The organism is uncultured Planktomarina sp. (genome assembly GCA_943788425.1).
Taxonomy (GTDB): domain Bacteria; phylum Pseudomonadota; class Alphaproteobacteria; order Rhodobacterales; family Rhodobacteraceae; genus Planktomarina.
In genome coordinates this window covers 53,582-73,414 of record CALSQF010000004.1, presented here as the reverse complement: position 1 = coordinate 73,414, position 19,833 = coordinate 53,582, and the positions used below count along the sequence as shown (strand labels likewise).

At 55.6% G+C, this 19,833-nt stretch carries 20 protein-coding genes; 8 read left to right on the top strand and 12 right to left on the bottom strand.

All coding sequences use genetic code 11. The features are described from left to right. Positions 1–12: 12 nt before the first annotated feature. Both ABLW18_RS03495 and ABLW18_RS03490 read left to right on the top strand, forming a co-directional pair. Complete coding sequence (locus tag ABLW18_RS03495; protein WP_347823481.1) at positions 13–714, top strand: AzlC family ABC transporter permease; 702 nt, start codon at positions 13–15, stop codon at positions 712–714. Continuing rightward, complete coding sequence (locus ABLW18_RS03490) at positions 711–1,040, top strand: AzlD domain-containing protein (protein WP_347823480.1); 330 nt, start codon at positions 711–713, stop codon at positions 1,038–1,040. The genes ABLW18_RS03495 and ABLW18_RS03490 overlap by 4 nt, the downstream gene beginning before the upstream one ends. Here the strand turns inward: ABLW18_RS03490 and ABLW18_RS03485 are convergent. From ABLW18_RS03485 to ABLW18_RS03465, 5 genes are all read right to left on the bottom strand, one after another. Next, positions 1,013–1,630 (bottom strand): hypothetical protein, encoded by a 618-nt coding sequence (locus ABLW18_RS03485; protein ID WP_347823479.1) that lies wholly within the window; start codon positions 1,628–1,630, stop codon positions 1,013–1,015. The genes ABLW18_RS03490 and ABLW18_RS03485 overlap by 28 nt on opposite strands. Before the next feature lie 4 nt (positions 1,631–1,634). Then, entirely contained in the window at positions 1,635–1,775 is a 141-nt protein-coding gene (locus ABLW18_RS03480; RefSeq protein WP_347817671.1) for an aa3-type cytochrome c oxidase subunit IV, read from the bottom strand. 102 nt (positions 1,776–1,877) lie between these two features. Continuing rightward, positions 1,878–2,906: an MBL fold metallo-hydrolase gene (locus ABLW18_RS03475; RefSeq protein ID WP_347823478.1), complete on the bottom strand. Its 1,029-nt coding sequence runs from the start codon at positions 2,904–2,906 to the stop codon at positions 1,878–1,880. A gap of 9 nt (positions 2,907–2,915) precedes the next feature. Next, complete coding sequence (locus ABLW18_RS03470; RefSeq protein ID WP_347823477.1) at positions 2,916–4,616, bottom strand: acyl-CoA dehydrogenase; 1,701 nt, start codon at positions 4,614–4,616, stop codon at positions 2,916–2,918. Positions 4,617–4,703: 87 nt separating this feature from the next. Then, a complete protein-coding gene (locus tag ABLW18_RS03465) occupies positions 4,704–5,273 on the bottom strand; it encodes a YqgE/AlgH family protein (protein ID WP_347823476.1) in 570 nt (189 codons plus the stop codon). A gap of 314 nt (positions 5,274–5,587) precedes the next feature. On the opposite strand from ABLW18_RS03465, the gene ABLW18_RS03460 reads away from it, so the two are divergent. Further along, positions 5,588–6,244 (top strand): protein-disulfide reductase DsbD domain-containing protein, encoded by a 657-nt coding sequence (locus ABLW18_RS03460; RefSeq protein ID WP_347823475.1) that lies wholly within the window; start codon positions 5,588–5,590, stop codon positions 6,242–6,244. Here ABLW18_RS03460 and ABLW18_RS03455 read toward each other — a convergent pair. The 4 genes from ABLW18_RS03455 to ABLW18_RS03440 all read right to left on the bottom strand — a co-directional run bounded on the left by ABLW18_RS03455 (position 6,241) and on the right by ABLW18_RS03440 (position 12,523). Then, positions 6,241–9,633, bottom strand: coding sequence for an efflux RND transporter permease subunit (locus ABLW18_RS03455; protein WP_347823474.1), 3,393 nt, complete (start codon positions 9,631–9,633; stop codon positions 6,241–6,243). The genes ABLW18_RS03460 and ABLW18_RS03455 overlap by 4 nt on opposite strands. Before the next feature lie 3 nt (positions 9,634–9,636). Then, positions 9,637–11,094 (bottom strand): efflux transporter periplasmic adaptor subunit, encoded by a 1,458-nt coding sequence (locus tag ABLW18_RS03450; RefSeq protein WP_347823473.1) that lies wholly within the window; start codon positions 11,092–11,094, stop codon positions 9,637–9,639. Positions 11,095–11,171: 77 nt separating this feature from the next. Continuing rightward, positions 11,172–11,714: a molybdenum cofactor biosynthesis protein B gene (gene moaB / locus ABLW18_RS03445; RefSeq protein WP_347823472.1), complete on the bottom strand. Its 543-nt coding sequence runs from the start codon at positions 11,712–11,714 to the stop codon at positions 11,172–11,174. Continuing rightward, positions 11,711–12,523 carry a uracil-DNA glycosylase gene (locus tag ABLW18_RS03440; protein ID WP_347823471.1) on the bottom strand — a complete coding sequence of 271 codons (813 nt, stop codon included), beginning with the start codon at positions 12,521–12,523 and terminating at the stop codon, positions 11,711–11,713. The genes moaB and ABLW18_RS03440 overlap by 4 nt, the downstream gene beginning before the upstream one ends. A gap of 159 nt (positions 12,524–12,682) precedes the next feature. On the opposite strand from ABLW18_RS03440, the gene ABLW18_RS03435 reads away from it, so the two are divergent. The 4 genes from ABLW18_RS03435 (at position 12,683) to ABLW18_RS03420 (ending at position 16,096) form a co-directional block, all read left to right on the top strand. Further along, positions 12,683–13,627: an aspartate carbamoyltransferase catalytic subunit gene (locus ABLW18_RS03435; protein WP_347823470.1), complete on the top strand. Its 945-nt coding sequence runs from the start codon at positions 12,683–12,685 to the stop codon at positions 13,625–13,627. Between the two features lie 141 nt (positions 13,628–13,768). Beyond that, positions 13,769–15,028: a dihydroorotase gene (pyrC, locus tag ABLW18_RS03430; protein WP_347823469.1), complete on the top strand. Its 1,260-nt coding sequence runs from the start codon at positions 13,769–13,771 to the stop codon at positions 15,026–15,028. Beyond that, positions 15,025–15,633: a glycerol-3-phosphate 1-O-acyltransferase PlsY gene (gene plsY / locus ABLW18_RS03425; RefSeq protein WP_347823468.1), complete on the top strand. Its 609-nt coding sequence runs from the start codon at positions 15,025–15,027 to the stop codon at positions 15,631–15,633. The genes pyrC and plsY overlap by 4 nt, the downstream gene beginning before the upstream one ends. Positions 15,634–15,742: 109 nt before the next feature. Then, entirely contained in the window at positions 15,743–16,096 is a 354-nt protein-coding gene (locus ABLW18_RS03420) for a DUF805 domain-containing protein (RefSeq protein ID WP_347823467.1), read from the top strand. Between the two features lie 44 nt (positions 16,097–16,140). Here the strand turns inward: ABLW18_RS03420 and ABLW18_RS03415 are convergent, their stop codons facing one another. The 3 genes from ABLW18_RS03415 to ABLW18_RS03405 form a co-directional block, all read right to left on the bottom strand. Further along, complete coding sequence (locus ABLW18_RS03415) at positions 16,141–17,511, bottom strand: glutamate--cysteine ligase (RefSeq protein ID WP_347823466.1); 1,371 nt, start codon at positions 17,509–17,511, stop codon at positions 16,141–16,143. A 72-nt stretch (positions 17,512–17,583) separates the two neighbouring features. Further along, positions 17,584–18,096 carry a hypothetical protein gene (locus ABLW18_RS03410; protein ID WP_347823465.1) on the bottom strand — a complete coding sequence of 171 codons (513 nt, stop codon included), beginning with the start codon at positions 18,094–18,096 and terminating at the stop codon, positions 17,584–17,586. Beyond that, entirely contained in the window at positions 18,093–18,812 is a 720-nt protein-coding gene (locus tag ABLW18_RS03405; RefSeq protein ID WP_347823464.1) for a 16S rRNA (uracil(1498)-N(3))-methyltransferase, read from the bottom strand. Before ABLW18_RS03405 ends, ABLW18_RS03410 begins: the two co-directional genes overlap by 4 nt. A gap of 12 nt (positions 18,813–18,824) precedes the next feature. On the opposite strand from ABLW18_RS03405, the gene ubiA reads away from it, so the two are divergent. Continuing rightward, positions 18,825–19,784 (top strand): 4-hydroxybenzoate octaprenyltransferase, encoded by a 960-nt coding sequence (ubiA, locus tag ABLW18_RS03400; RefSeq protein ID WP_347823463.1) that lies wholly within the window; start codon positions 18,825–18,827, stop codon positions 19,782–19,784. Positions 19,785–19,833 lie beyond the last annotated feature (49 nt).

The following is a 19,833-nucleotide window of genomic DNA, read 5'->3' as shown; positions in this document are numbered from 1 at the left end:
TAGGTCAAGCGTATGCAATCTTCCAGACATGACTTTTGGGCGGGGCTCTGGGGCGCATTGCCATTTTGCATTGTCGTTGCCCCTTATGGGATGGTTTTTGGTGTCTTAGCTGCCGAATCCGGCCTGGATATTTTCACCGCAGTGGCGTTTTCCATGGCCGTGATCGCTGGCGCGGCGCAATTCACAGCCCTATCGCTCTTGCAAGATCAAGCGCCAGTTTTGATCGTGATCATTATCGGGCTTGCGGTCAATCTGCGCATGGCGCTCTATTCGGCCACGCTGGCCACTCACCTAGGCGCTGCCCCATTTTGGACCCGCGCCTTCGTCGCCTATGCAATTTTAGATCACAGTTTCGCCCTCGCCGATCAAAAGTTCCTAAATGAGCCGGACATGAGCCTGCCCCGCAAATTGGCCTTTTATTTCGGCGCCACCAGCCTGGTCGCGGTGATCTGGATTGTGGGCACAGGTTTTGGGGCCTGGCTGGGCGCGCGCATTCCCGATTGGCTGGCCTTGGATTTCGCCATGCCCATCGCCTTTATAGCCTTGGTGGCGCCGGCGCTTCGCAGCTTGCCACATGTGGTTGCCGGATTCACCGCAGCGACACTCTCTTTGCTCTTCGCATCCGTACCCTATGGGCTGGGCTTGATCATTGCAGCATTGATCGCGCTCGTCTTGGGCGCGGAAGTGGAGCGGCGCTTGGGGGCGGCATCATGAGCATTTCGACTGCAACGCTTTGGCTTGTAATTGCGGGGCTTGCCTTTGGCTCATGGCTTCTGCGCTTTTCATTTTTGGGCATCATTGGCAAAAAAGACCTGCCCGAATGGGTCAAACGCCATCTTCGCTATACCCTTGTGGCCGTCATGCCAGGGATTATCGCCCCCCTCGTCTTCATGCCGCGCGCTACGGATGGGGCATTTGATCTGCCGCGATTTTTAGCCGCGCTCGTGACGCTTTTAGTGGGCGTATGGAAAGGCAATCTGATGCTTGCCATCGCCGCGGGCGGGATTACGCTTTATTCAATGTTAAACTTTGGCTTTTGACCTATCCAGCCATAGAAATCTGTGCGCTTATCAGTGTCATTTGGCTGTGAAAACCGCACTATTCTCAGATCGGGTTGCGCCGCAAAACTCTCCATGAGTGTCTTAGGGAAAAACGTCGGGCGTATGCCCCCAAAACCCGGAGTGGACCGCAAGATCTCGCTGATCGTTTTCGCGCAGAATGGTTGTCTCACAGGCCCGTGGCCCATAACACGTGTCAGAAGATCTCCGGCCACCGCAGCTGTGACGTCTACCGTTTTTGCGACTGTATCATGGGTGTTGCGTGTGTGGTAGTCTATGTAACTATCCACAACCGCTGGGTTGGCACCGTAGATAACATCGCCGCGCTCAGCCAAACTCGCATGGGACAAGCTGCCTGCCGGATCAAAAATCACCCTCTGCGCACCATTCACGATCAAAGCAGAATGCGCGCCGCTGCCGTCTTTCGTGCTGAGTACAGTAACCAAAGTCACTGTTGCGCTGCCAGGGTGGCGATAACGAGGCAGATCAGCCTCGCCTGTGGGATCGCCCCCAGAGGCCACGCTGCATCCCACAAGGCAAAATAGCGCCAAGATCAATACAGCGCATCTCACCGGTTTAGCCGTTTACGAGATACAAAAGCACAAGGGCTACGAGGATTACAACTGTGCTTTTGGACACGAGGCTCATGAAACCCGCAAAAGTCTGTTCTTGGACTTCCGTATTCATTTTACCGTGTTCGTGTTTTTGGTCAGCCATAGCGATAACTCCGTTGTATGCTTCGCACTGCCTAGCCTCCAACGTCGCAATTGTCACGCGCGAAGATACGCCCAGCGGCAAAAAAGCGCGTGTCAACCTTCGCTACTTCATGACCCAGCGATAGGCGCCATCTTGATGCAGGCTGCGGGTCACTTCCCCCGCATGCCACAGATAATTGCAATGGGCCAAAGCCTCGACCAGACCAAGCCCATATTCTCCATCTCCGATCTGGCGCTTGAAGACGGCCATCATGACCTCTCCTGCGGTTTTTGGGGTTTTCAAATCAGCCCGCAGCCGCGTCAAAGCGCCGTGGTGATTTTCTTCCAATTGCCGCAGCCGCAAGGGTATGCCGACAAAAGGCAATTTATGCCCCGGAAGTGCGAGATGGTCGGCGCGGGCAAAATTTTGCAATCGCGCACAGCTGCGCAACCAGTCTGCCAAAGGATTGGCGTCCGGCTCAGTGGGGTAAACCCCGATATTTGAGCTAATAGAAGGGATGACTTGATCGCCACAGAGCACCAAATTGTCATCGCAGCTCCAGAACGTCGCATGATCGGGCGCATGCCCATCATCGACGCGAACATCCCAACTGCGCCCGCCCATTTCAATCACGTCACCCTCTTCAATGCGGGTAAAGCCAATGGGAATGGGATGCACCATGTCAGAAAAATTAAATGGGCGTTCATCCTGCCGGGTTGCCAGTAAATCCGACCGCATTCCAGCGCGGCGATAAAAATCAATCTGACCCGGCGTATAGCGCTCTTGGGCATCCAATGTCAGCATACGCCCGGTAAGATAGGCCACTTGGGTTGAGACATATTCGGCGCCGAATTCTTCCACAAACCAACCATGAAACCCAATATGATCAGGATGGTGATGAGTTGCCACAACCCGCTTGACTGGCTTGCCACGCAAAGGCCCCTCAAGCACCGCTTGCCACATCGCCTGCACCCGGCGCGATTTCATCCCCGTGTCGATCAAAGTCCAACCATCGCCGTCATCCAGCACATAGATGTTGACGTGATCCAATTTCATCGGCAAAGGCAGCCGCAACCAATGCACCCCCTCCGCAATTTCGATCATCTCGCCATTTTCGGGGGGCGTTTCCCAAGGGTATCTTATCGTTGCCATACGCTGGGGTTACGCGGCAAAATCATCAAGCTCAAGCGCATAAAGATCTGCGGCTCCCGCCTGAGCCTGGGCGCATAAAGAGAAGGTCTCCGGCAAAAGACTGTTGATATAGACCCGCGCCAAGCGCTGGCGCTTGGATTGGCCCGACATGGACGCCGCCAGGTGAAAATATCCGCCCAACACCCGCGCAAAAGCCTTTTGATAGGCCACTGAGCCGGCAAACCGCTCATTGAGCTCCTGGGACACCACCCATTGCGTGGTCACGCGCAATTGTGCAATAGCGGCCAAAACCGCTTCGGCCAAATCACCGCTTGAAGCGGAGGCCAGCGCAGCCATGTCATCCATCAAAGCAAAGGCTGCGACCCCCCCATCCATCATCTTGCGCGCAACAAGATCCATAGATTGAATACCATTGGTGCCTTCGTAAATCGGCGTGATCCGCGCATCGCGCAGATATTGCGCCGCTGCGGTTTCCTCGACAAAACCCATGCCGCCGTGAATTTGCACCCCAAGATCGGCCACGGCCACGCCTGTGTCACTGCCAAAAGATTTGGCAATGGGTGTCAAAAACGCTGCGCGTGTCTGCCAATCGGCATCGCCCGTCGCTTTAGCCATATCAATTGCAACCGCACAGGCCACTCCAATGGAACGCGCCGCAAAAATATCGGCTTTCATCTGCGCCAACATCCGGCGCACATCGGCGTGATCAATAATTGTTCCAGTTCCCTCGGCGATGGGCGAGCGGCCCTGTTTGCGATCCATCGCATAAGCCAGCGCGTGTTGATAGGCACCCTCCGCCACGCCGACGCCCTGCATCCCCACAGCCAAGCGGGCGTTGTTCATCATGGTGAACATACAGGCCATGCCGTTGTGTTCTTCGCCCACCAGCCAACCGGTTGCGCCTGAAAATTCCATAACGGCGGTCGGACTGCCGTGAATGCCCAGCTTATGCTCAAGACTGACACAGCGCAGATCATTGCGCGCGCCAAGACTGCCATCGGCATTGGGGATAAATTTTGGCACCAAAAATAGGCTGATCCCCTTTGGACCGGGCTTGGCACCCGGAAGCCGCGCCAATACCAGATGGCAGATATTTTCTGCCACATCGTGTTCACCCCAGGTGATAAAGATCTTCTGGCCCGAAATTTTATAGGCGCCATCGGCTTGCGGCTCGGCCTTACTGCTCAATGCGCCGACATCTGAGCCGGCATGGGGCTCTGTCAGGTTCATCGTGCCGGTCCATTCTCCGGAAATCAGCTTTGGCAAATAGAGCGCTTTCAAATCAGCATTGGCGTGGTATTCCAGCGCCTCAATCTGCCCCTGCGACAAAAGCGGACAGAGATTGAGAGAGATACAGGCGCCACACATCATATCATGCATCGCTGTGTTCAAAGCCATCGGCAGGCCCATGCCGCCATGTTCTGGGGTTGCGGCAATGCCGACCCATCCACTTTCGGCAATCGCCGCATAGCCATCGGCAAAGCCCGGCGGGGTACGCACAACGCCGTTTTCCAATCTGGCAGGATTCAAATCACCTGGCCTTTGCAGCGGCGCCATCACCGTATCGCAAATCTTGCCACACTCGCTCAAAACTGCATCCGTCAAATCCCGCGTAGCTTCAGAAAAGCACGCATTCGCAACCACCGGTGCCAAGGGCACCACTTGGTCGAAAATGAACTGATATTCGCTTACAGGGGCTTGATAGGGCATGAGGAACTCCGAAGATGGGGTAATGGATTAGAAGCGTCATACCCAAGCCGCTGGCACAAGGAAATAGCTATCGCCCGAAACGCCGCGTCAGGCCCGGCCTGCTTGCCCTGACAACAGGGTTGGATCGACCCCGATTGAGGCCAGAGCCGCCGCCCATTTGGCGTCATTGTCTGGATTGAAAACCAAGTCAAACTCCGCGGCACAAATCAACCAACCGTTGGCGCGAATTTCGGCCTCCAGCTGCCCCGCCGCCCAGCCCGCATACCCCAGCGCCAACAAACTTGTCTTCGGCCCCAAGCCCCGCGACAAATCTTTGATCGCATCCACAGTGGCCGTAACTGCAAAACGTTCGTCAATCCGCAAAGTATCAGGATCGCCAATATATTCTGCGGAATGCAGCAAAAACCCGCGCGAGGGCTCGACCGGTCCGCCAAAATGCACCGCAACCTCCGGTGTTGACGCGCCAAAGGGGATATCAAGGTGTACAAGAAGCGCTTTTAGATCCAAGGCAGCATTGGCTTTATTCACAATAAGGCCCATCGCGCCATCCTCAGAATGGGCGCTGATATAAACGACAGAATGCTCAAATCGCGGATCGCCCATGCCCGGCATGGCCACCAAGAGCTTTCCTATAAGAGTTGTCTGCGCGTCAGTCATGCAAAGACCATGAATAGGAAAATGCAAAACAACAAGTGCTGTCGTCCGGATTTTATTACATCACGGCAGCCTGCGACAAATTGTGCCGCCTGGCGGCCAAGACGACCACTTACAAAGATGGGCGAGAACAATAAAGTGAGTTCGTATTTTTGTCCAAAGGCGTTAGAAGGATTCCCATGAAACACGCTATGCACCGCATTATCACATCTGTCCTCTGCGCATTTTGCCTGACTTCGCCCGCGCTCGCGCAGGATCTCGACGAGATTATACAGTCCAAGTTGCGGCCAGGGTGGCGTATAGCAAAAGGGATCCACATGGCGGCGCTGCAGCTGGATCTGGCGCCGGGATGGAAAACCTATTGGCGCCAACCTGGCGACAGTGGCCTCGCGCCGCGCTTTGATTTTTCACAATCTGAGGGCGTGCAGACGGTCGAGGTGATTTATCCGACACCAGGAATTTCTTGGCTGGGGGGGAGCCGCAACATCGGATATGACACTCGGGTCATTTTCCCGTTGCAACTCTCCGTAGACAACACCGCCGACATAACCTTGATCGGGCGTATAGAGATCGGTGTGTGCCGCGAGCTATGCATGCCCGTTACGTTGAATCTTTCCGCGCGACTGTCCGCACAGGCGCCTGTTGACCGTCTCATTGAAACCGCACGAGCAGCAGTGCCAAAACCCGGCGCAGGCAAGCTCACCTGCGCGTTTTCGGCAGCGGAAGAGGGCATGAAGCTGGAAATTGTCGTGCCATCCTCCGAGCGCCCCTTTGATCATGCAGCAATCGAACTGGACAACCAGCGTCTGTGGATCGATACGCCGAAACTTGAGCGGCGAGATGGGCGACTGATGATCACCGCTCAGATTATGACCCCCACAGGTCAACCCATGGCCATCGGGCGCGACGGGGTGACAACGACCTTATTTGCGCCCAATGGGGCGTTCGAATACCGGGGCTGCTTGGGCGCCTAGCGCCGCAACTGCCGGGCAAAGATCAAGGCTGACACGGCGTAGAGCAGCAAGACAACCAGCGCCGACCCGCTCAAAAACAGCACAAGCCCGAGTGGCAAGGGTGACAGATAGGCCGCCAGGGGCAGCCCCATCCAAAACTGCGGCACCGCTCCGCTCACGATCACCGCCCCAAGGGTCGCGGCAAAAAGAGCGGCTAGGCTGATGACCGCCGTAACAACGGGCAACCGCGGTCCGCGGCTACGCCTGAGGCCACGCAGGGCACGTTTAACGCTCGCCACTTGCGCGCCCACATCCGCTTGCATAGCCATCAAAGCGGGCACCACGATTAAGACTAAGATCACCCCAAACCCAAGACCAAAGACCAGCGTTATCACCGTTGGCTTGAGAAACTGCGCTTGTGACGAAGTTTCATACAGCAAAGGGGACAGACCAAGGACCGTGGTCAATGTCGTCAGCAACACCGGCCTCAACCGATCTGTTACCCCATCGACAATCGCTGGGAACAGACCCCGTTCTTTGGAATATTCATCAATTGTCGTCACCAAAACAATGGAGTCGTTGATAATAATCCCCACCATGCCAATCAGCCCCACGACAGAAAACAGCGAGAGCGGGATGTCATACCACCAATGGCCATAAATCGTGCCAATCAAGCCGAAAGGAATAATAGCCATCACCACCAAGGGGCGTGTCCAGCTGGAGAAAATCCACGCCAAAGTCATGAAGATCCCGGCTAAGGTTAAAACCAAACCCCGTGTGGCGTCAGTGCGAAAATCATTTTCCTGTTCCGCCAATCCAGCCAGCGTAAAGGCTACTTGAGTTTCCTCAGCAATTTTTGGCAAAACCGTCTCTTCCAATTCCGCCACAATCGCTTGTGCGCGGGCTGGATCATCCTCAGAAATATCGCCTGTCACAGAAATCACTTGGATGCCATTCTCACGTCGAACCGTCGAAAAGCCGGTGCGCTGTTGCACAGTGACAATATCTGCCAGTGGCACATACCCCCCATTCGGAGTGCGGATCAGCATGCGATCGGTAAAATCAGCCGTCAGCTCACCGGCCGGCAGCTCCACACGAATGGTGGCAGAGCGCGGCCCATCGGGAAAGCTTGCCGCCTCAATACCGTTGAGACGATTGCGCAACACCTGGCCCAAAGTATCGATGGTGAGCCCCAAAGATTGGCCCTGTGGCGTCAACTCCAACACCAATTCTTCTTTGTCGTAGGAGAGGGTATCCTCAACCGCTGACACTTCTGGGTATCGCGCCAGGGCGGTTTGCAAAGCCTCAGAGGCGGCTTTAAGTCGGCGCGCATCAGCGCCGGAAAATTGCACATCCAAAGCATCACCGCCCGGGCCAGATCGCCAGCCGCGGAAACTAATCGTCTCTACCCGGGGGTGCCGGATCACCGCATCCTGCAAATCCGCGACAAAGGCAAAGGACGAATAAGATCGCAAATCCGCATCAATCAACTCAACGGCAATCGAGCCCAATTGGTCGGCATCTTTGGTATCTGCTCCCGCCAGAGCACGGCCCGTATTGCCGCCAATTTCGGCCATGGAGAAATCTACCGGATTTCGCCCGTATTTCTCTTCGTATTGGGTCCCAACGGTTTCTACAGCCGTTTGAAACGCGCGCATTTGCTCTAGGGAGTCTTCCCGCGTAGCCCCGGGCGCCATAGCGAAATTGCCTGTCACCGAGCCGCGCTCTGGCGCATTGAAAAACCGCCATTGGACATCCCCATTGATGAACAGCACCACTTGACTGGCCAAGGCCACCACCACAGCAGCAAACACCGGGTATCGCGCCCAAATGACAAATCGGATGAAAGGGCGGAACAGGTAATCTTTGAACCGATCCAGCAAATAATTCATAAAATATGACGGCATGTCATACCACCGAATTCGCGCGCCCTTGGAAATTGAATTCGCCATGTGATGGGGCAAAACCAAAAAGCATTCCGCCAGCGAGGCAATCAAAACCACAATGACGGTAAAAGGAATATCGGCAATCAAATCCCCAAACCGTCCACCAATCGCGACCAAACCAAAAAAGGCAATGACTGTCGTCAGCGTCGCCGAAAACACTGGGGTGAACATGCGCTTTGCGGCATTTTCCGCGGCGACAACGGGGCTTTCGCCCAAGACGCGCGCGCGAAAATCTGCGTGTTCTCCCACAACAATGGCATCATCGACCACAATCCCGAGGGTAATAATCAAAGCGAAGAGCGAGATCATATTGATCGTCAGCCCTGACAGATACATCAGCGCCAAAGCCGCCGCCATGGCCGCCGGGATTCCCGCAGCCACCCAAAAGGCCGTTCGCACATTCAAAAATAAAAATAGTAGCAAAAGCACAAGCCCCAGCCCCTGAAGACCATTTTCCAACAGCATCGCCAGCCGAGCTGAAATCGCTTCTGATCGGGTGCGGATCAAGTCGATATTCACATCCGGAGGCAAGGACTCCATCATCGCCCCAGCGGTGGTTTGCACCTGCTCTTGAATTTCAATCGCATCCCCCTGATCAGAGCGGTCAATGCGGATGGAAATGGCCGAGGCATCACCCACGAAATAGGCGCGGTCTCGATCAACCCCCTCCTCCGTCACCCGCGCCACGTCCCCCACGGTGAGCGAGGAGCCATCGGCATTGGAGCGCAAAACAATCTGCCGGATATCCCGCGCACTGCGCTTGGCGATGCCTGTGCGAATACGCGCGCTTCCGGCCACATCGCCGGCGGGATCTGCCTCGGCTTCCTCGGCAATGGCACTGGCGATCTGCGCCATGCTCACGTCATGACGAATAAGTGACAAACTGTCGACTTCCACAATGGTTGAGGCTGCAGCCACGCCGCGAATGGTGGTGCGGGTCACGCCAACGGCGAAAAGCCGCGTGACGAACTCATCAGCAAATAGACCCAATTGCGCCACACCAACTGGACCGGAAATCACCACATCCGTGACCCGGTCACGCCAAACGCCACGGGTCACTTTTGGATCATCGGCATCATCAGGAAACTGGCTGGCAACGGAATCTACAGCTATTTGAGCATCATCAGTACCGCGGGCCATGTCCCAGCCAGGCTCAAACTCCATCGTAATCCGCGCTGTGCCTTCCGAGGAGGTTGCGGCGGTGCTGTTCACCCCTTCAATCCCAAGCAAGGCCGGTTCGACCACCTGTACAATCGCCCGGTCAACATCCTCAGGTCCAGCACCATCCCACCGCACGCTAACAGTGACCCTGTCGACAATCACATCGGGGAAAAATTGCGCCCGCATTTGCGGAAAGGAGACAGCCCCCGCAACCAGCATGATAAGCAAAAATAAGTTCGCCGCAGTGCGGTGTCGGGTCATATAAGATAAAATTCCGCCTGTGGCGGTGCGTATCACGGACATCCTTTATCCCCCCATACGGCCTTCGAGCCGCTCAACCACTTCTTTGCGTACCGCCGGCTCTTGCAACTGCGCCAAGAGCCGCGCCTTTACCTGTTTGGGCATGCGTTTATTGGCCTCGACAAAAGCAATTAGCTTGGCCCGCCGCTCCGGATCCAGCGCGATGGTTTCTGGCCCAGCCGGTGGCGCCTCGCCCTCAGCCCGCAACACACGCACTTTGATGCCTGCACCCAGCAAGGGTGATCGTTCCGCGACAATCTGCGTCCCACTCAGCTCACGAGAGCGGACCAAAACATCATCACCCTGACGGCGCACTAAAAGAATATCAGTCTCCGACAGACGCTCATCTTCGCCGATAACTAGAACCTGGTTATTGCCGCTTACTGCCGTGGCTGGCAGGCGGGCAACCCAGTTCAAAGCCGGTTCCGTGATATTGACCGTCACAAAGTCGCCGGGCCGAAGACCCTTGGAGGTTGCAAGACTGGCGAAGAGCAATCGCCCGGTCAAACCCTCGCCGACGACAGCGGCTTCGCGGGTGATCTGACCGCTTGAACGCATCTCCGCGCCAAGCAAGTCGAGCGTCACAGATACCTCAGCGGCCCGCAACTTGCCCACATCATCGAGCAAACGCCGATGCTGCGAAGTGCTCACCCGAAAGGCCACTTCCAGCGCTAAAGGATCGACCAATTGACCAATTTTTTCATTGTTGGTTACGGTTCCACCCTGCAAAACAGTGACATTTGCCAAAAGCCCGGAAAAGGCCGCGCGGACGACTGTGTCGCGCAGATTGCGCTCCGCTTCCGCCAGTGAAATCTCCACCCGCATGACCCGCGCACGCGCTTGATCTAAGCGCGCCTCGGCGGCCTGCAACGCTTGGCGCCGGGCCAGAACTGATTGCCGCGCCGTGGACGCGGCCAGTTCCGCAGCTTCCACCGAGGCCGCGGTGCCGACCCCTCGGGTCACTAGATCTTGTTGCCGGACCAATGCTTTTTGACGCAGCGCAGCTTGCTCTTGCGCGGCGCTGATCTCATCTTTGGCCAAGTCCAGCGCCCGCATGGCCTCGCGCAGATCCGCTTGGGCATCGGCCATGTCAGCATGTACCAAAGCCAAGGCTGTTTGTGCATTTGACGGATCAATCCGCAACAGCACATCACCCTCAACTACAGAACCACCATTTTGAAAATTGGGGTGCAACTCAGTGACGGTTCCGCCGATTGCCGGTCGAATATCAAGGCTGCGCTGGCTTTGAACCTCGCCAAAAACCTGTAGGACCGGAACGTGCTGGCCCGGATCAAAAGGCACGGCGTTCACCGCAAAAATACGCTCGCGACCACCGCCGCCGCGCCGCTGATCATCGCCTTTGTTCTCAATCGCGCCCCGGACCATCATCATTGCATAGGTGAACAGCGCCAAAGTCGCCGCCAGTAGAAATAAACCCATTAAACTTTTGCGCAGAAACCGCATCCGACAATCCTCTCGCTCTTCGTTATGAATGTTCTAGTGCAAAAGGTCGCCACGTCACGAAGATTCAGCGGTGCGGTTTATTTTCTTCGCAGATGCTCATCCAGCCGTGGCATAATTTCGACAAAATTACAGGGTTTATGCCTTATATCCAACTGCTTGACGAGTATTTCGTCCCAAGCATCTCTGCAGGCGCCCGGACTGCCCGGCAGTGCAAACATATAGGTGCCATTGGCCACACCGCCCGTTGCTCGGCTCTGGATCGCCGATGTACCAATTTTTTCCATGGAAACATGGGTAAAGACGATTGAAAATGCGTCAATTTCTTTTTCATAGACATCCCGATGCGCTTCAACGCTCACATCACGGCCCGTAAGCCCCGTGCCGCCGGTGCTCAGAACCACATCAATTGACGGGTCGCGCGACCACTGGCGCAATTTCTCGGCAATCGCCGCGCGATCATCGGTTAAAATATCGCGGTCGGCCAAGATATGCCCGGCCGCTTGCAGGCGCGCCACCAGAGTATCGCCGGATTTATCATCGCTTAGGCTGCGGCTGTCGGACACGGTTAAAACCGCAATGCGCACCACGACGAAGTCATTTTTTGTTGGTGCATCGGTCATGTTGTGCCTCCTTCGGATTGCTTGCGGAGCCAAGCTTTGAGCGTCAACAAATCTTGCCATGCCTGTTTCTTCCGCGCAGGCTGGCGCAACAGGCCCTGCGGATGCACCATCGGCAATACCGGCAGCGCGAATCCTTCTTGCCACGCGCCGCGCAGCTTGCTCAGGCCGCCTTTGCCTAAAATCGCCTGACAACTTATATTGCCCATGCAGATGACAACCTCTGGCGCGGCTAAGGTGATATGACGACGCAAGAATGGCTGCATCATTGCGAGTTCCGCCGCGCTGGCCTCGCGGTCTTGCGGCGGACGCCAAGGAATCACCGAGGCTGTGTAAACCTCCTCGAGCCAGTGCAAACCAATAGCGGCGCACATTTTATCGAGCAATTGACCGGCCGGGCCTGCGAAAGGCAAACCCTCCATATCCTCCGCCCGCCCTGGCGCATCTTCCAATATCATCACCCGAACGCCGGCCGTGCCCCTGCCAAATACCAAATTACGCGCCCCGCGGCGTAAGTCGCAATGCGAAAAATTTTGCAATGCACGTTTCAACGCCGGCAAATCCTCCGCCGCAGCGGCAGCAGCTTCGGCCACGGCAACAGGATCGGCAGCCGGCGCAACCGCCATCGCAGCCGCGGGCAGGTCCGCGTCCCGTGTCGCGCCTGCTTGTGTCGCAGCCGCAGTGGCAGGTTTTGGGCTTTGCGCCGGAGCGTCATAGCGATCGATTGGCACATCACCCACCGCATCTCTCACTCCGAGCTCTGCCTGCCACTGCAAAGCAGCGCGGGCCATATGCCAGTCCAGATGATCCATACACTCAAACTATGCTGTTCTCCTAGGAAGGTAAATCACTCAATCAAAGAGGCAGCGCGGCAAAAATAACCCGTCTGAGGTCCAAATGACATTTCCTTGCGCCCTGCCCTTGCCGTGGGCAGACACTCTTTCTATAAAACGCCAACCGGAGAGGTCTACATGCAGCTTCAGCATCTATTGGGGATAGAACCCCTGCATCCCCACAACATCACCGCAATACTAGATTTGGCAGATCATTATGCCGATCAAAATAGATCCGGCGTGCGCAAAAGCGACGCTCTGGCTGGCTGTACGCAGATCAATATGTTTTTCGAAAACTCAACCCGCACTCAAGCCAGCTTTGAAATCGCAGGCAAGAGATTGGGAGCCGATGTGATGAATATGGCCATGCAAGCCAGTTCAATCAAAAAAGGGGAGACCCTTATCGACACGGCACTGACACTCAATGCCATGCATCCCGATCTTCTGGTGGTGCGTCATCCGCATTCTGGTGCCGTGGATCTCTTGGCGCAGAAAGTCAATTGCGCGGTGCTCAATGCTGGTGACGGGCGGCATGAACACCCAACCCAAGCCCTGCTGGATGCGCTCACAATCCGACGCTCAAAAGGCCGCTTACACCGCCTCAATATCGCCATCTGCGGCGATATTGCTCACAGCCGCGTGGCCCGATCTAATCTGATTTTACTCGGAAAAATGGAAAATCGCATTCGCCTTGTGGGTCCAGAAACGCTGATGCCGGCAGAAATTGGTGCGTTTGGTGCGGAAGTCTTTCACGATATGGAAGAAGGTCTGAAGGATGTGGATGTGGTCATGATGCTGCGCCTGCAACGCGAGCGCATGGATGGCGGGTTTATCCCCTCCGAACGCGAATATTATCACCGCTATGGTTTGAACGCCGAAAAATTGAGCCACGCCAAACCAGATGCCATTGTCATGCACCCCGGCCCGATGAACCGCGGCGTTGAAATTGACGGGGAGATCGCCGACGATTTAAACCGCAGCGTCATACAGGAACAGGTGGAGATGGGTGTATCAGTGCGTATGGCAGCCATGGATATCTTGATGCGCAACAGGCGCCAAGCCGCAACGGAGGCAAAGCTATGACCCAAGGCTTCATATGCGTCCCCCTTGGCAGGAGACCGTGCTAATGAACGAACCTAAAGATCCCCGCATGTCGGGAAAAATTGCGATGTATGTGCTAATTTTCAGTGCCGCTCTCGTGGCCTTGATGGTGTGGCTGGCCGGATGACCTCTTTGCGCATTACAAATGTTCACCTTGTTGATCCAGAGCACCAGACCGTCGAGTTTGGAAATTTGAGCATCAAAAATGGCCGGATTGCCGCCGATGATCCTGCGCTGCCGAGCTTTGACGGCCAGAGAAAATATCTCGCGCCAGGCATTGTCGACATGGGTGCCAAAGTTTGCGAACCCGGTGAGCGGCACAAGGAAAGCTTTCGCTCGGCGGGCCTGTCCGCTGCCGCAGGCGGGGTGACCACTTTGGTCACACGGCCAGACACAGACCCGGCGATTGACAGCCCCGAAACTCTTGAATTTGCGAGCCGCAGAGCCCAGGCCACCTGCGCCGTGCGCAGCTATCAAATGGCGGCGCTTACAAAAGGGCGCTTGGGCAAAGAAATGACTGAGATTGGGTTTTTGCAAGACGCCGGAGCAATTGCCTTTAGCGATTGCGATGCGGTCATCACCAATACCAAAGTGCTATCGCGCGCGCTCACTTATGCACGGCAATTGGGCGCTTTGATTATTGGTCACCCGCAAGACCCAGGCCTGTCAGAAGGGGCCGCGGCCACTTCTGGAAAATTTGCAACTCTGCGCGCGATCCCAGCGGTCTCTCCCATGGCTGAACGTTTGGGGCTTGAGCGGGATTTGGCCATGGTTGAGATGACTGGCGCAAAATACCATGCCGACCAACTCTCTACCGCCCTGGCCCTTCCATCTTTAGAGCGGGCGAAACGCCAAGGGCTAGATGTGACCGCCGGGGTCAGCATTCATCACCTCACGCTCAACGAATTGGATGTCGCCGATTATCGCAGCTTTTTTAAAGTCAAACCCCCATTGCGCTCCGAAGAAGATCGGCTGGCGATGATCTCGGCGCTGGCTAGCGGGTTGATTGATATCATCAGCTCCATGCATACACCGCAGGATGAAGAGTCCAAACGTTTGCCTTATGAGCAAGCCGCTTCTGGGGCTGTGGCATTGGAAACACTTTTGCCGGCTGCCCTGCGCCTTTATCATGCCGAGCATTTGGATTTGCCTCAGTTGTTCCGGGCCCTGTCGCTCAACCCATCGCGGCGCTTGGGTCTGGACAGCGGTCGATTGAGCCTGGGGGCACCGGCGGATCTTATCTTATTTGACCCCGATGTGCCCTTCGTTCTGGATCGCTTTTCACTCCAGTCCAAATCCAAAAACACACCTTTCGACGGGCAACGCCTGCAAGGCCGGGTTTTGGCGACATTCGTCGGCGGTCAGGAAGTCTACGCGAGATGATTGTTGAACTGACCAGCACAGCGGAACTCTTGGCCTTTTGGGCAATTACCGGCTATCTCCTGGGCGCAATCCCCTTTGGCATCGTCACGGCACGCGTCTTAGGTCTTGGAGATTTACGACAAATTGGGTCGGGCAATATCGGAGCCACGAATGTGCTGCGCACAGGCTCGAAACTCGGTGCAGCTTTTACCTTGATCGGTGATGCGGGCAAAGCGGGTGCCGCGGTGCTATTGGCCCGCGCCTTGGCCGCCGAAGATGCGGCGCAAATTGCCGGCTTCGCGGCCTTTTTTGGTCATTGCTATCCCATTTGGCTGAAGTTCAAAGGCGGGAAGGGCGTGGCCACCTTCTTTGGCCTGCTGTTTGCTCTGGCCTGGCCAATTGGCCTCGCTGCGGGGGCCACATGGCTCGCCACCGCCGCCATTTTCCGCTATTCCAGCCTCGCGGCGCTCATGGCAGCCACGTTGACACCACTTTGGTCGTTTCTCTTTGATCACACGGCATTATTTTCACTCAGCCTTTGCCTTGCATCCATGATCTTCTGGCGTCACAAAGCCAATATACAACGCCTGATCCGTTCACAGGAGAGTAAAATCGGGCGAAAATAACTTTATATGTTGGAGCCTCATAATGACTTTTATCGAATCCATTAAAACTTGTTTTTCAAAATATTTCACCTATGCCGGACGCGCGTCCCGTTCCGAGTTTTGATACTTTATGTTGTTTTGCCACCTTGGAAATACCATCTTATCTCTGTTCGATAGTTTAGTCCTTGGAATGAGCTCCATACAGCCAGCTAGCTCAGTGTTCGGCTTAGTGACGTTTTTAACCTCAATATTTGCAACCACCCGCCGGCTGCATGATGGCAATCGTAGGGGCTGGTGGCAATTGATCTGGCTGGCGCCTGTATTTATTTTCGTTGCCGGATATGGATCGGGAATGAGCAATTTTATGATTGTTGGGGGTATTGCCGTGATTGCCTTCTTCGTTTTGCTACTGGTTTGGTTGGTTACAAAAGGCACCGAGGGTGATAACCGCTTTGGCTCAAACCCTCTTGCCACTGACGCTTGATCCGAAACCGTGAGCGCCGCCAATATGGCGCTCATTTTCCTTCCTTAGTAAGAATATTCTTCATAAATTCGCGTCAGATCTCCCTGCCAGTCGCCATGGTAACACGCCAAAAGTTCGTCCGCTGGGGTTTGCCCAGTCTCAAGGCTGTCTTGCAGCGCGTTTAGAAAGTGGGTTTCATCCGGCACAAGCCCACCTGCCCCGCTTCGCCTGCGCGCAGTGAGCCCCACCTGTGAAATCGCCACCGTTTGCCGGGCCAAATCCATCATTTTGATCCCGCCCGCCTCGGCTTGCAGCCCATCGACGGACGCACCAATCCGCATTTCATCACGGGTTTGCGCATCCATGCCTTTGACCAAATCCCAAGCGGCATCCAGAGCCGTTTGATCGTACAAAAGCCCAACCCAAAAGGCTGGCAAAGCGCAAAGACGGCGCCACGGCCCGCCATCTGCGCCGCGCATTTCCATAAATTGCTTGATACGCGCTTCCGGGAATATGGTTGTCAGGTGATCGGCCCAATCGCTCAGTTTCGGCACTTCGCCAGGTAATGCAGGTAATTTGCCCTTGAGAAAATCGCGGAAAGATTGACCCAAAGCATTGATATATTTGTCATCACGATAAACAAAATACATCGGTACATCTAAGGCATAGTCCACATAGCGCTGAAACCCCATCCCCTCTTCAAACACAAAGGGCAGCAGCCCCGTGCGGTCCGCATCCAAATCCCGCCAGACCCGCGACCGCCAGGATTTATGGCCGTTCACTTGGCCTTCAAAGAAGGGCGAATTGGCGAAAAGTGCGGTTGCAACCGGCTGCAAAGCCAGAGCCACGCGAAATTTTTTCACCATATCGGCTTCAGAAGAAAAATCGAGATTAACCTGTACGGTGCAAGTGCGCCGCATCATCGTGCGGCCCATTGTGCCCACCTTGCCCATATAGGCGTCCATCAACTTATAACGCCCCTTGGGCATCAATTCCACGTCTTCGTGCCTCCAGATGGGTGCGGCCCCAAGACCGATAAATCCGACGCCTATTTTGTCGGCAATTTCTTTCACCTCGCGCAAGTGCTGGTTCACCTCGTCACAGGTTTCATGGATGGTTTCAAGCGGTGCACCCGAAAGTTCCAGAGCGCCGCCCGGCTCAAGGCTCACATTCGCGCCGTCTTTGGTCAGTCCGATAAGATAGCCATTTTCCTCGACCGGCGCCCAATGAAACTGATCGCGCAACCCTTGCAAAATGGAGAGCACAGACCGCTCACCGTCATAGGGCAAGGGGGCCAGCGTGTCTTTGCAATAGCCGAACTTTTCATGTTCCGTACCAATGCGCCAATCGCTTTTCGGTTTATTGCCTTTTTCAAGCAAGGAAGCCAATTGGTCGAAGCTTTCGATCGGGCCTCCGCTAGATTGTGGAATAGACATAGAGGAGACTCCGCTCTTCGTAATCGTTGCTTCTGACAGGTGGCCTCTCAATGAGGGCAAGTCAAGACAGGGTTAATGAAGTTTCCGGCGATTCCGTTGCCAGATGAGAAATAAATCTGGGCCACGCCCCTGACTGGCAGCCTCAGCTTGCGCATAATTCACCCCCGGCAATGCCACCAAAGCATCAAAGAGATTGCCCGTGCCCTCGGCATCACCCGGTACAGACAGCATGCCTTCTGGCCCAAAAAATACCCAAGTGGTGCGACCGTGCATATTGCGGTGCAACTCAATTCGCTCTAAATTGTCGAGTGAAATGGAGTGACCCTTGCCCGCAGCAAAATAGCTCACTTGCCGCTCATCGACCTCCACAACCCCAGCGCCGCCATAGCCGACAGGGAATTTGAAACGGCGATAGGCGTCATGGCCAATCAGCGCACCCATCACGGCGATCACACCGCCCGCAAGCCGGGTCGTGCCAAAGCTGCTAAGCACAATCAGCAGCCCGGCGATCACAACCATACCCGCAAAGATAAATCCCCGGTGTTTTCGTAGACTGCGGAGCGCCTCGGGACGAATAAAGCTCATTGCCAATCCCCCAAAGCACTCTGCCAAAGGGTCAACGCCGCCACTGCGGCCGTATCGGCACGCAAAACTCTAGGACCCAGCGATACACCATGCGCTTGGGGCATCTCATTGAGCCGCCCCCGCTCGGCTGGGCTAAATCCCCCCTCCGGTCCGATCAAAACGGCCCATGGTCCGGCCAAAGAGGGCAGACCCGCGCCAGATCCCAGACGGGTTTCATCACAAAACATAATCTGGCGCTGCGGATCCCAACCATCCAACAGCTTTGAAAGCTTTTGCAGCTTATGCACCACAGGCACATAGGTGCCACCGCATTGTTCGGCAGCCTCTACGGCGTGATTTTGCAAGCGGTCTTGGCGAATTCGCTCAGAATTGGTAAAGTCGCTCTGTACCGGAAGGATCTGCGCCACGCCCATCTCTGTGGCTTTTTCGACAATGAAATCCGTGCGCGCCTTCTTGATTGGTGCGAAGAGTAGCCACAGATCGGGCGGCAGCTGCATCGGCTTGGACTGGCGTTCACATACTAAGAGGCCATTGCGTTTGCCAGCCTGCACCACACGCCCCAGCCACTCGCCATCTTGACCGTTAAACAGTTCAAGAACTTCCCCCACGCCTTTGCGCATCACCCCGAAGAGGTAATGCGATTGCTCTCGGTTCAAAGGAACCGATTGCCCCGCCCCCAGTGGGTGATTTACATGTAGTCGAATAACTGAAACCATGGAGCATAGGATATGACGCAATCGGACAAATCACCAGAGGGACAAGTCGCCGATGCGGTAAAAGATAATTGGGTCGATCACGACGCTCCAGCGGCCACCCGCCCCTATTTGCGCCTGTCGCGTGCCGACCGTCCGATCGGCACTTGGCTGCTTTATATCCCCTGTATTTGGGGCATCCTTTTGGCGGCGCTCCAAACAGGAGATTTCCGAGCTTGGGATTTGTGGCTTATTTTAGGCTGCGGCGCCGGCGCCTGGTTGATGCGCGGTGCGGGTTGCACATGGAATGATATCACCGACCGGAAATTTGATGCGCAGGTCGCACGCACCCGGTCACGCCCGATTCCATCGGGGCAGGTCACGGTGCGCGGCGCGCTGTTTTGGATGGTGGCCCAGGCGCTCATTGCATTTTGCATTTTGATCAGCTTTGGCACGCCCGCAGTTTTGATTGGCATTGCCAGTCTTGGCTTTGTTGCGATTTACCCCTTTGCCAAGCGGTTCACATGGTTGCCACAGGTGTTTTTAGGCCTTGCATTTAACTGGGGCGCTTTACTGGGTTGGGTGGCCCATAGTGGTCGCTTAGATTGGCCCGCCGTGCTCTTGTATCTTGCGGGCATTGCTTGGACCCTGTTTTATGACACCATCTATGCGCATCAAGACACAGAGGACGACGCGCTGATTGGCGTGAAATCCACTGCGCGCCTGTTTGGACAAAGCAGCCCGCAATGGCTGCGCGCCTTTGCCGTTCTGGCCACTGGCTTGATGGCGGTGGCAATCTATCGTGCCTTGCCTAATGCCACACCGACGCAGATGGTGGTTGCCCAACTGGGCACAGCGGGATTTGCCGCCCATATGCTCTGGCAAATGCGTCAGCTCGACATCGATAATGTGCCATTGTTGCTGCATCTTTTTCGGGCAAATCGGGAGGCCGGCCTGATCCCTGTGCTATTTTTCGCCGTCACCGTTATGCTGTGATTGATCCCACGGCAGTCCCATTCTAGAAGACTTCGGGAAACTAGGAAGA

What these genes read in the sequence shown, in the direction of transcription:
- ABLW18_RS03495 (WP_347823481.1), top strand. Translation starts at nt 13, where the DNA reads ATGCAATCTTCCAGACATGACTTTTGGGCGGGGCTCTGGGGCGCATTG.
- ABLW18_RS03490 (WP_347823480.1), top strand. Translation starts at nt 711, where the DNA reads ATGAGCATTTCGACTGCAACGCTTTGGCTTGTAATTGCGGGGCTTGCC.
- ABLW18_RS03480 (WP_347817671.1), bottom strand. Translation starts at nt 1,775, where the DNA reads ATGGCTGACCAAAAACACGAACACGGTAAAATGAATACGGAAGTCCAA.
- ABLW18_RS03475 (WP_347823478.1), bottom strand. Translation starts at nt 2,906, where the DNA reads ATGGCAACGATAAGATACCCTTGGGAAACGCCCCCCGAAAATGGCGAG.
- ABLW18_RS03470 (WP_347823477.1), bottom strand. Translation starts at nt 4,616, where the DNA reads ATGCCCTATCAAGCCCCTGTAAGCGAATATCAGTTCATTTTCGACCAA.
- ABLW18_RS03465 (WP_347823476.1), bottom strand. Translation starts at nt 5,273, where the DNA reads ATGACTGACGCGCAGACAACTCTTATAGGAAAGCTCTTGGTGGCCATG.
- ABLW18_RS03460 (WP_347823475.1), top strand. Translation starts at nt 5,588, where the DNA reads ATGGCGGCGCTGCAGCTGGATCTGGCGCCGGGATGGAAAACCTATTGG.
- ABLW18_RS03455 (WP_347823474.1), bottom strand. Translation starts at nt 9,633, where the DNA reads ATGTCCGTGATACGCACCGCCACAGGCGGAATTTTATCTTATATGACC.
- ABLW18_RS03450 (WP_347823473.1), bottom strand. Translation starts at nt 11,094, where the DNA reads ATGCGGTTTCTGCGCAAAAGTTTAATGGGTTTATTTCTACTGGCGGCG.
- moaB (WP_347823472.1), bottom strand. Translation starts at nt 11,714, where the DNA reads ATGACCGATGCACCAACAAAAAATGACTTCGTCGTGGTGCGCATTGCG.
- ABLW18_RS03440 (WP_347823471.1), bottom strand. Translation starts at nt 12,523, where the DNA reads ATGGATCATCTGGACTGGCATATGGCCCGCGCTGCTTTGCAGTGGCAG.
- ABLW18_RS03435 (WP_347823470.1), top strand. Translation starts at nt 12,683, where the DNA reads ATGCAGCTTCAGCATCTATTGGGGATAGAACCCCTGCATCCCCACAAC.
- pyrC (WP_347823469.1), top strand. Translation starts at nt 13,769, where the DNA reads ATGACCTCTTTGCGCATTACAAATGTTCACCTTGTTGATCCAGAGCAC.
- plsY (WP_347823468.1), top strand. Translation starts at nt 15,025, where the DNA reads ATGATTGTTGAACTGACCAGCACAGCGGAACTCTTGGCCTTTTGGGCA.
- ABLW18_RS03420 (WP_347823467.1), top strand. Translation starts at nt 15,743, where the DNA reads ATGTTGTTTTGCCACCTTGGAAATACCATCTTATCTCTGTTCGATAGT.
- ABLW18_RS03415 (WP_347823466.1), bottom strand. Translation starts at nt 17,511, where the DNA reads ATGTCTATTCCACAATCTAGCGGAGGCCCGATCGAAAGCTTCGACCAA.
- ABLW18_RS03410 (WP_347823465.1), bottom strand. Translation starts at nt 18,096, where the DNA reads ATGAGCTTTATTCGTCCCGAGGCGCTCCGCAGTCTACGAAAACACCGG.
- ABLW18_RS03405 (WP_347823464.1), bottom strand. Translation starts at nt 18,812, where the DNA reads ATGGTTTCAGTTATTCGACTACATGTAAATCACCCACTGGGGGCGGGG.
- ubiA (WP_347823463.1), top strand. Translation starts at nt 18,825, where the DNA reads ATGACGCAATCGGACAAATCACCAGAGGGACAAGTCGCCGATGCGGTA.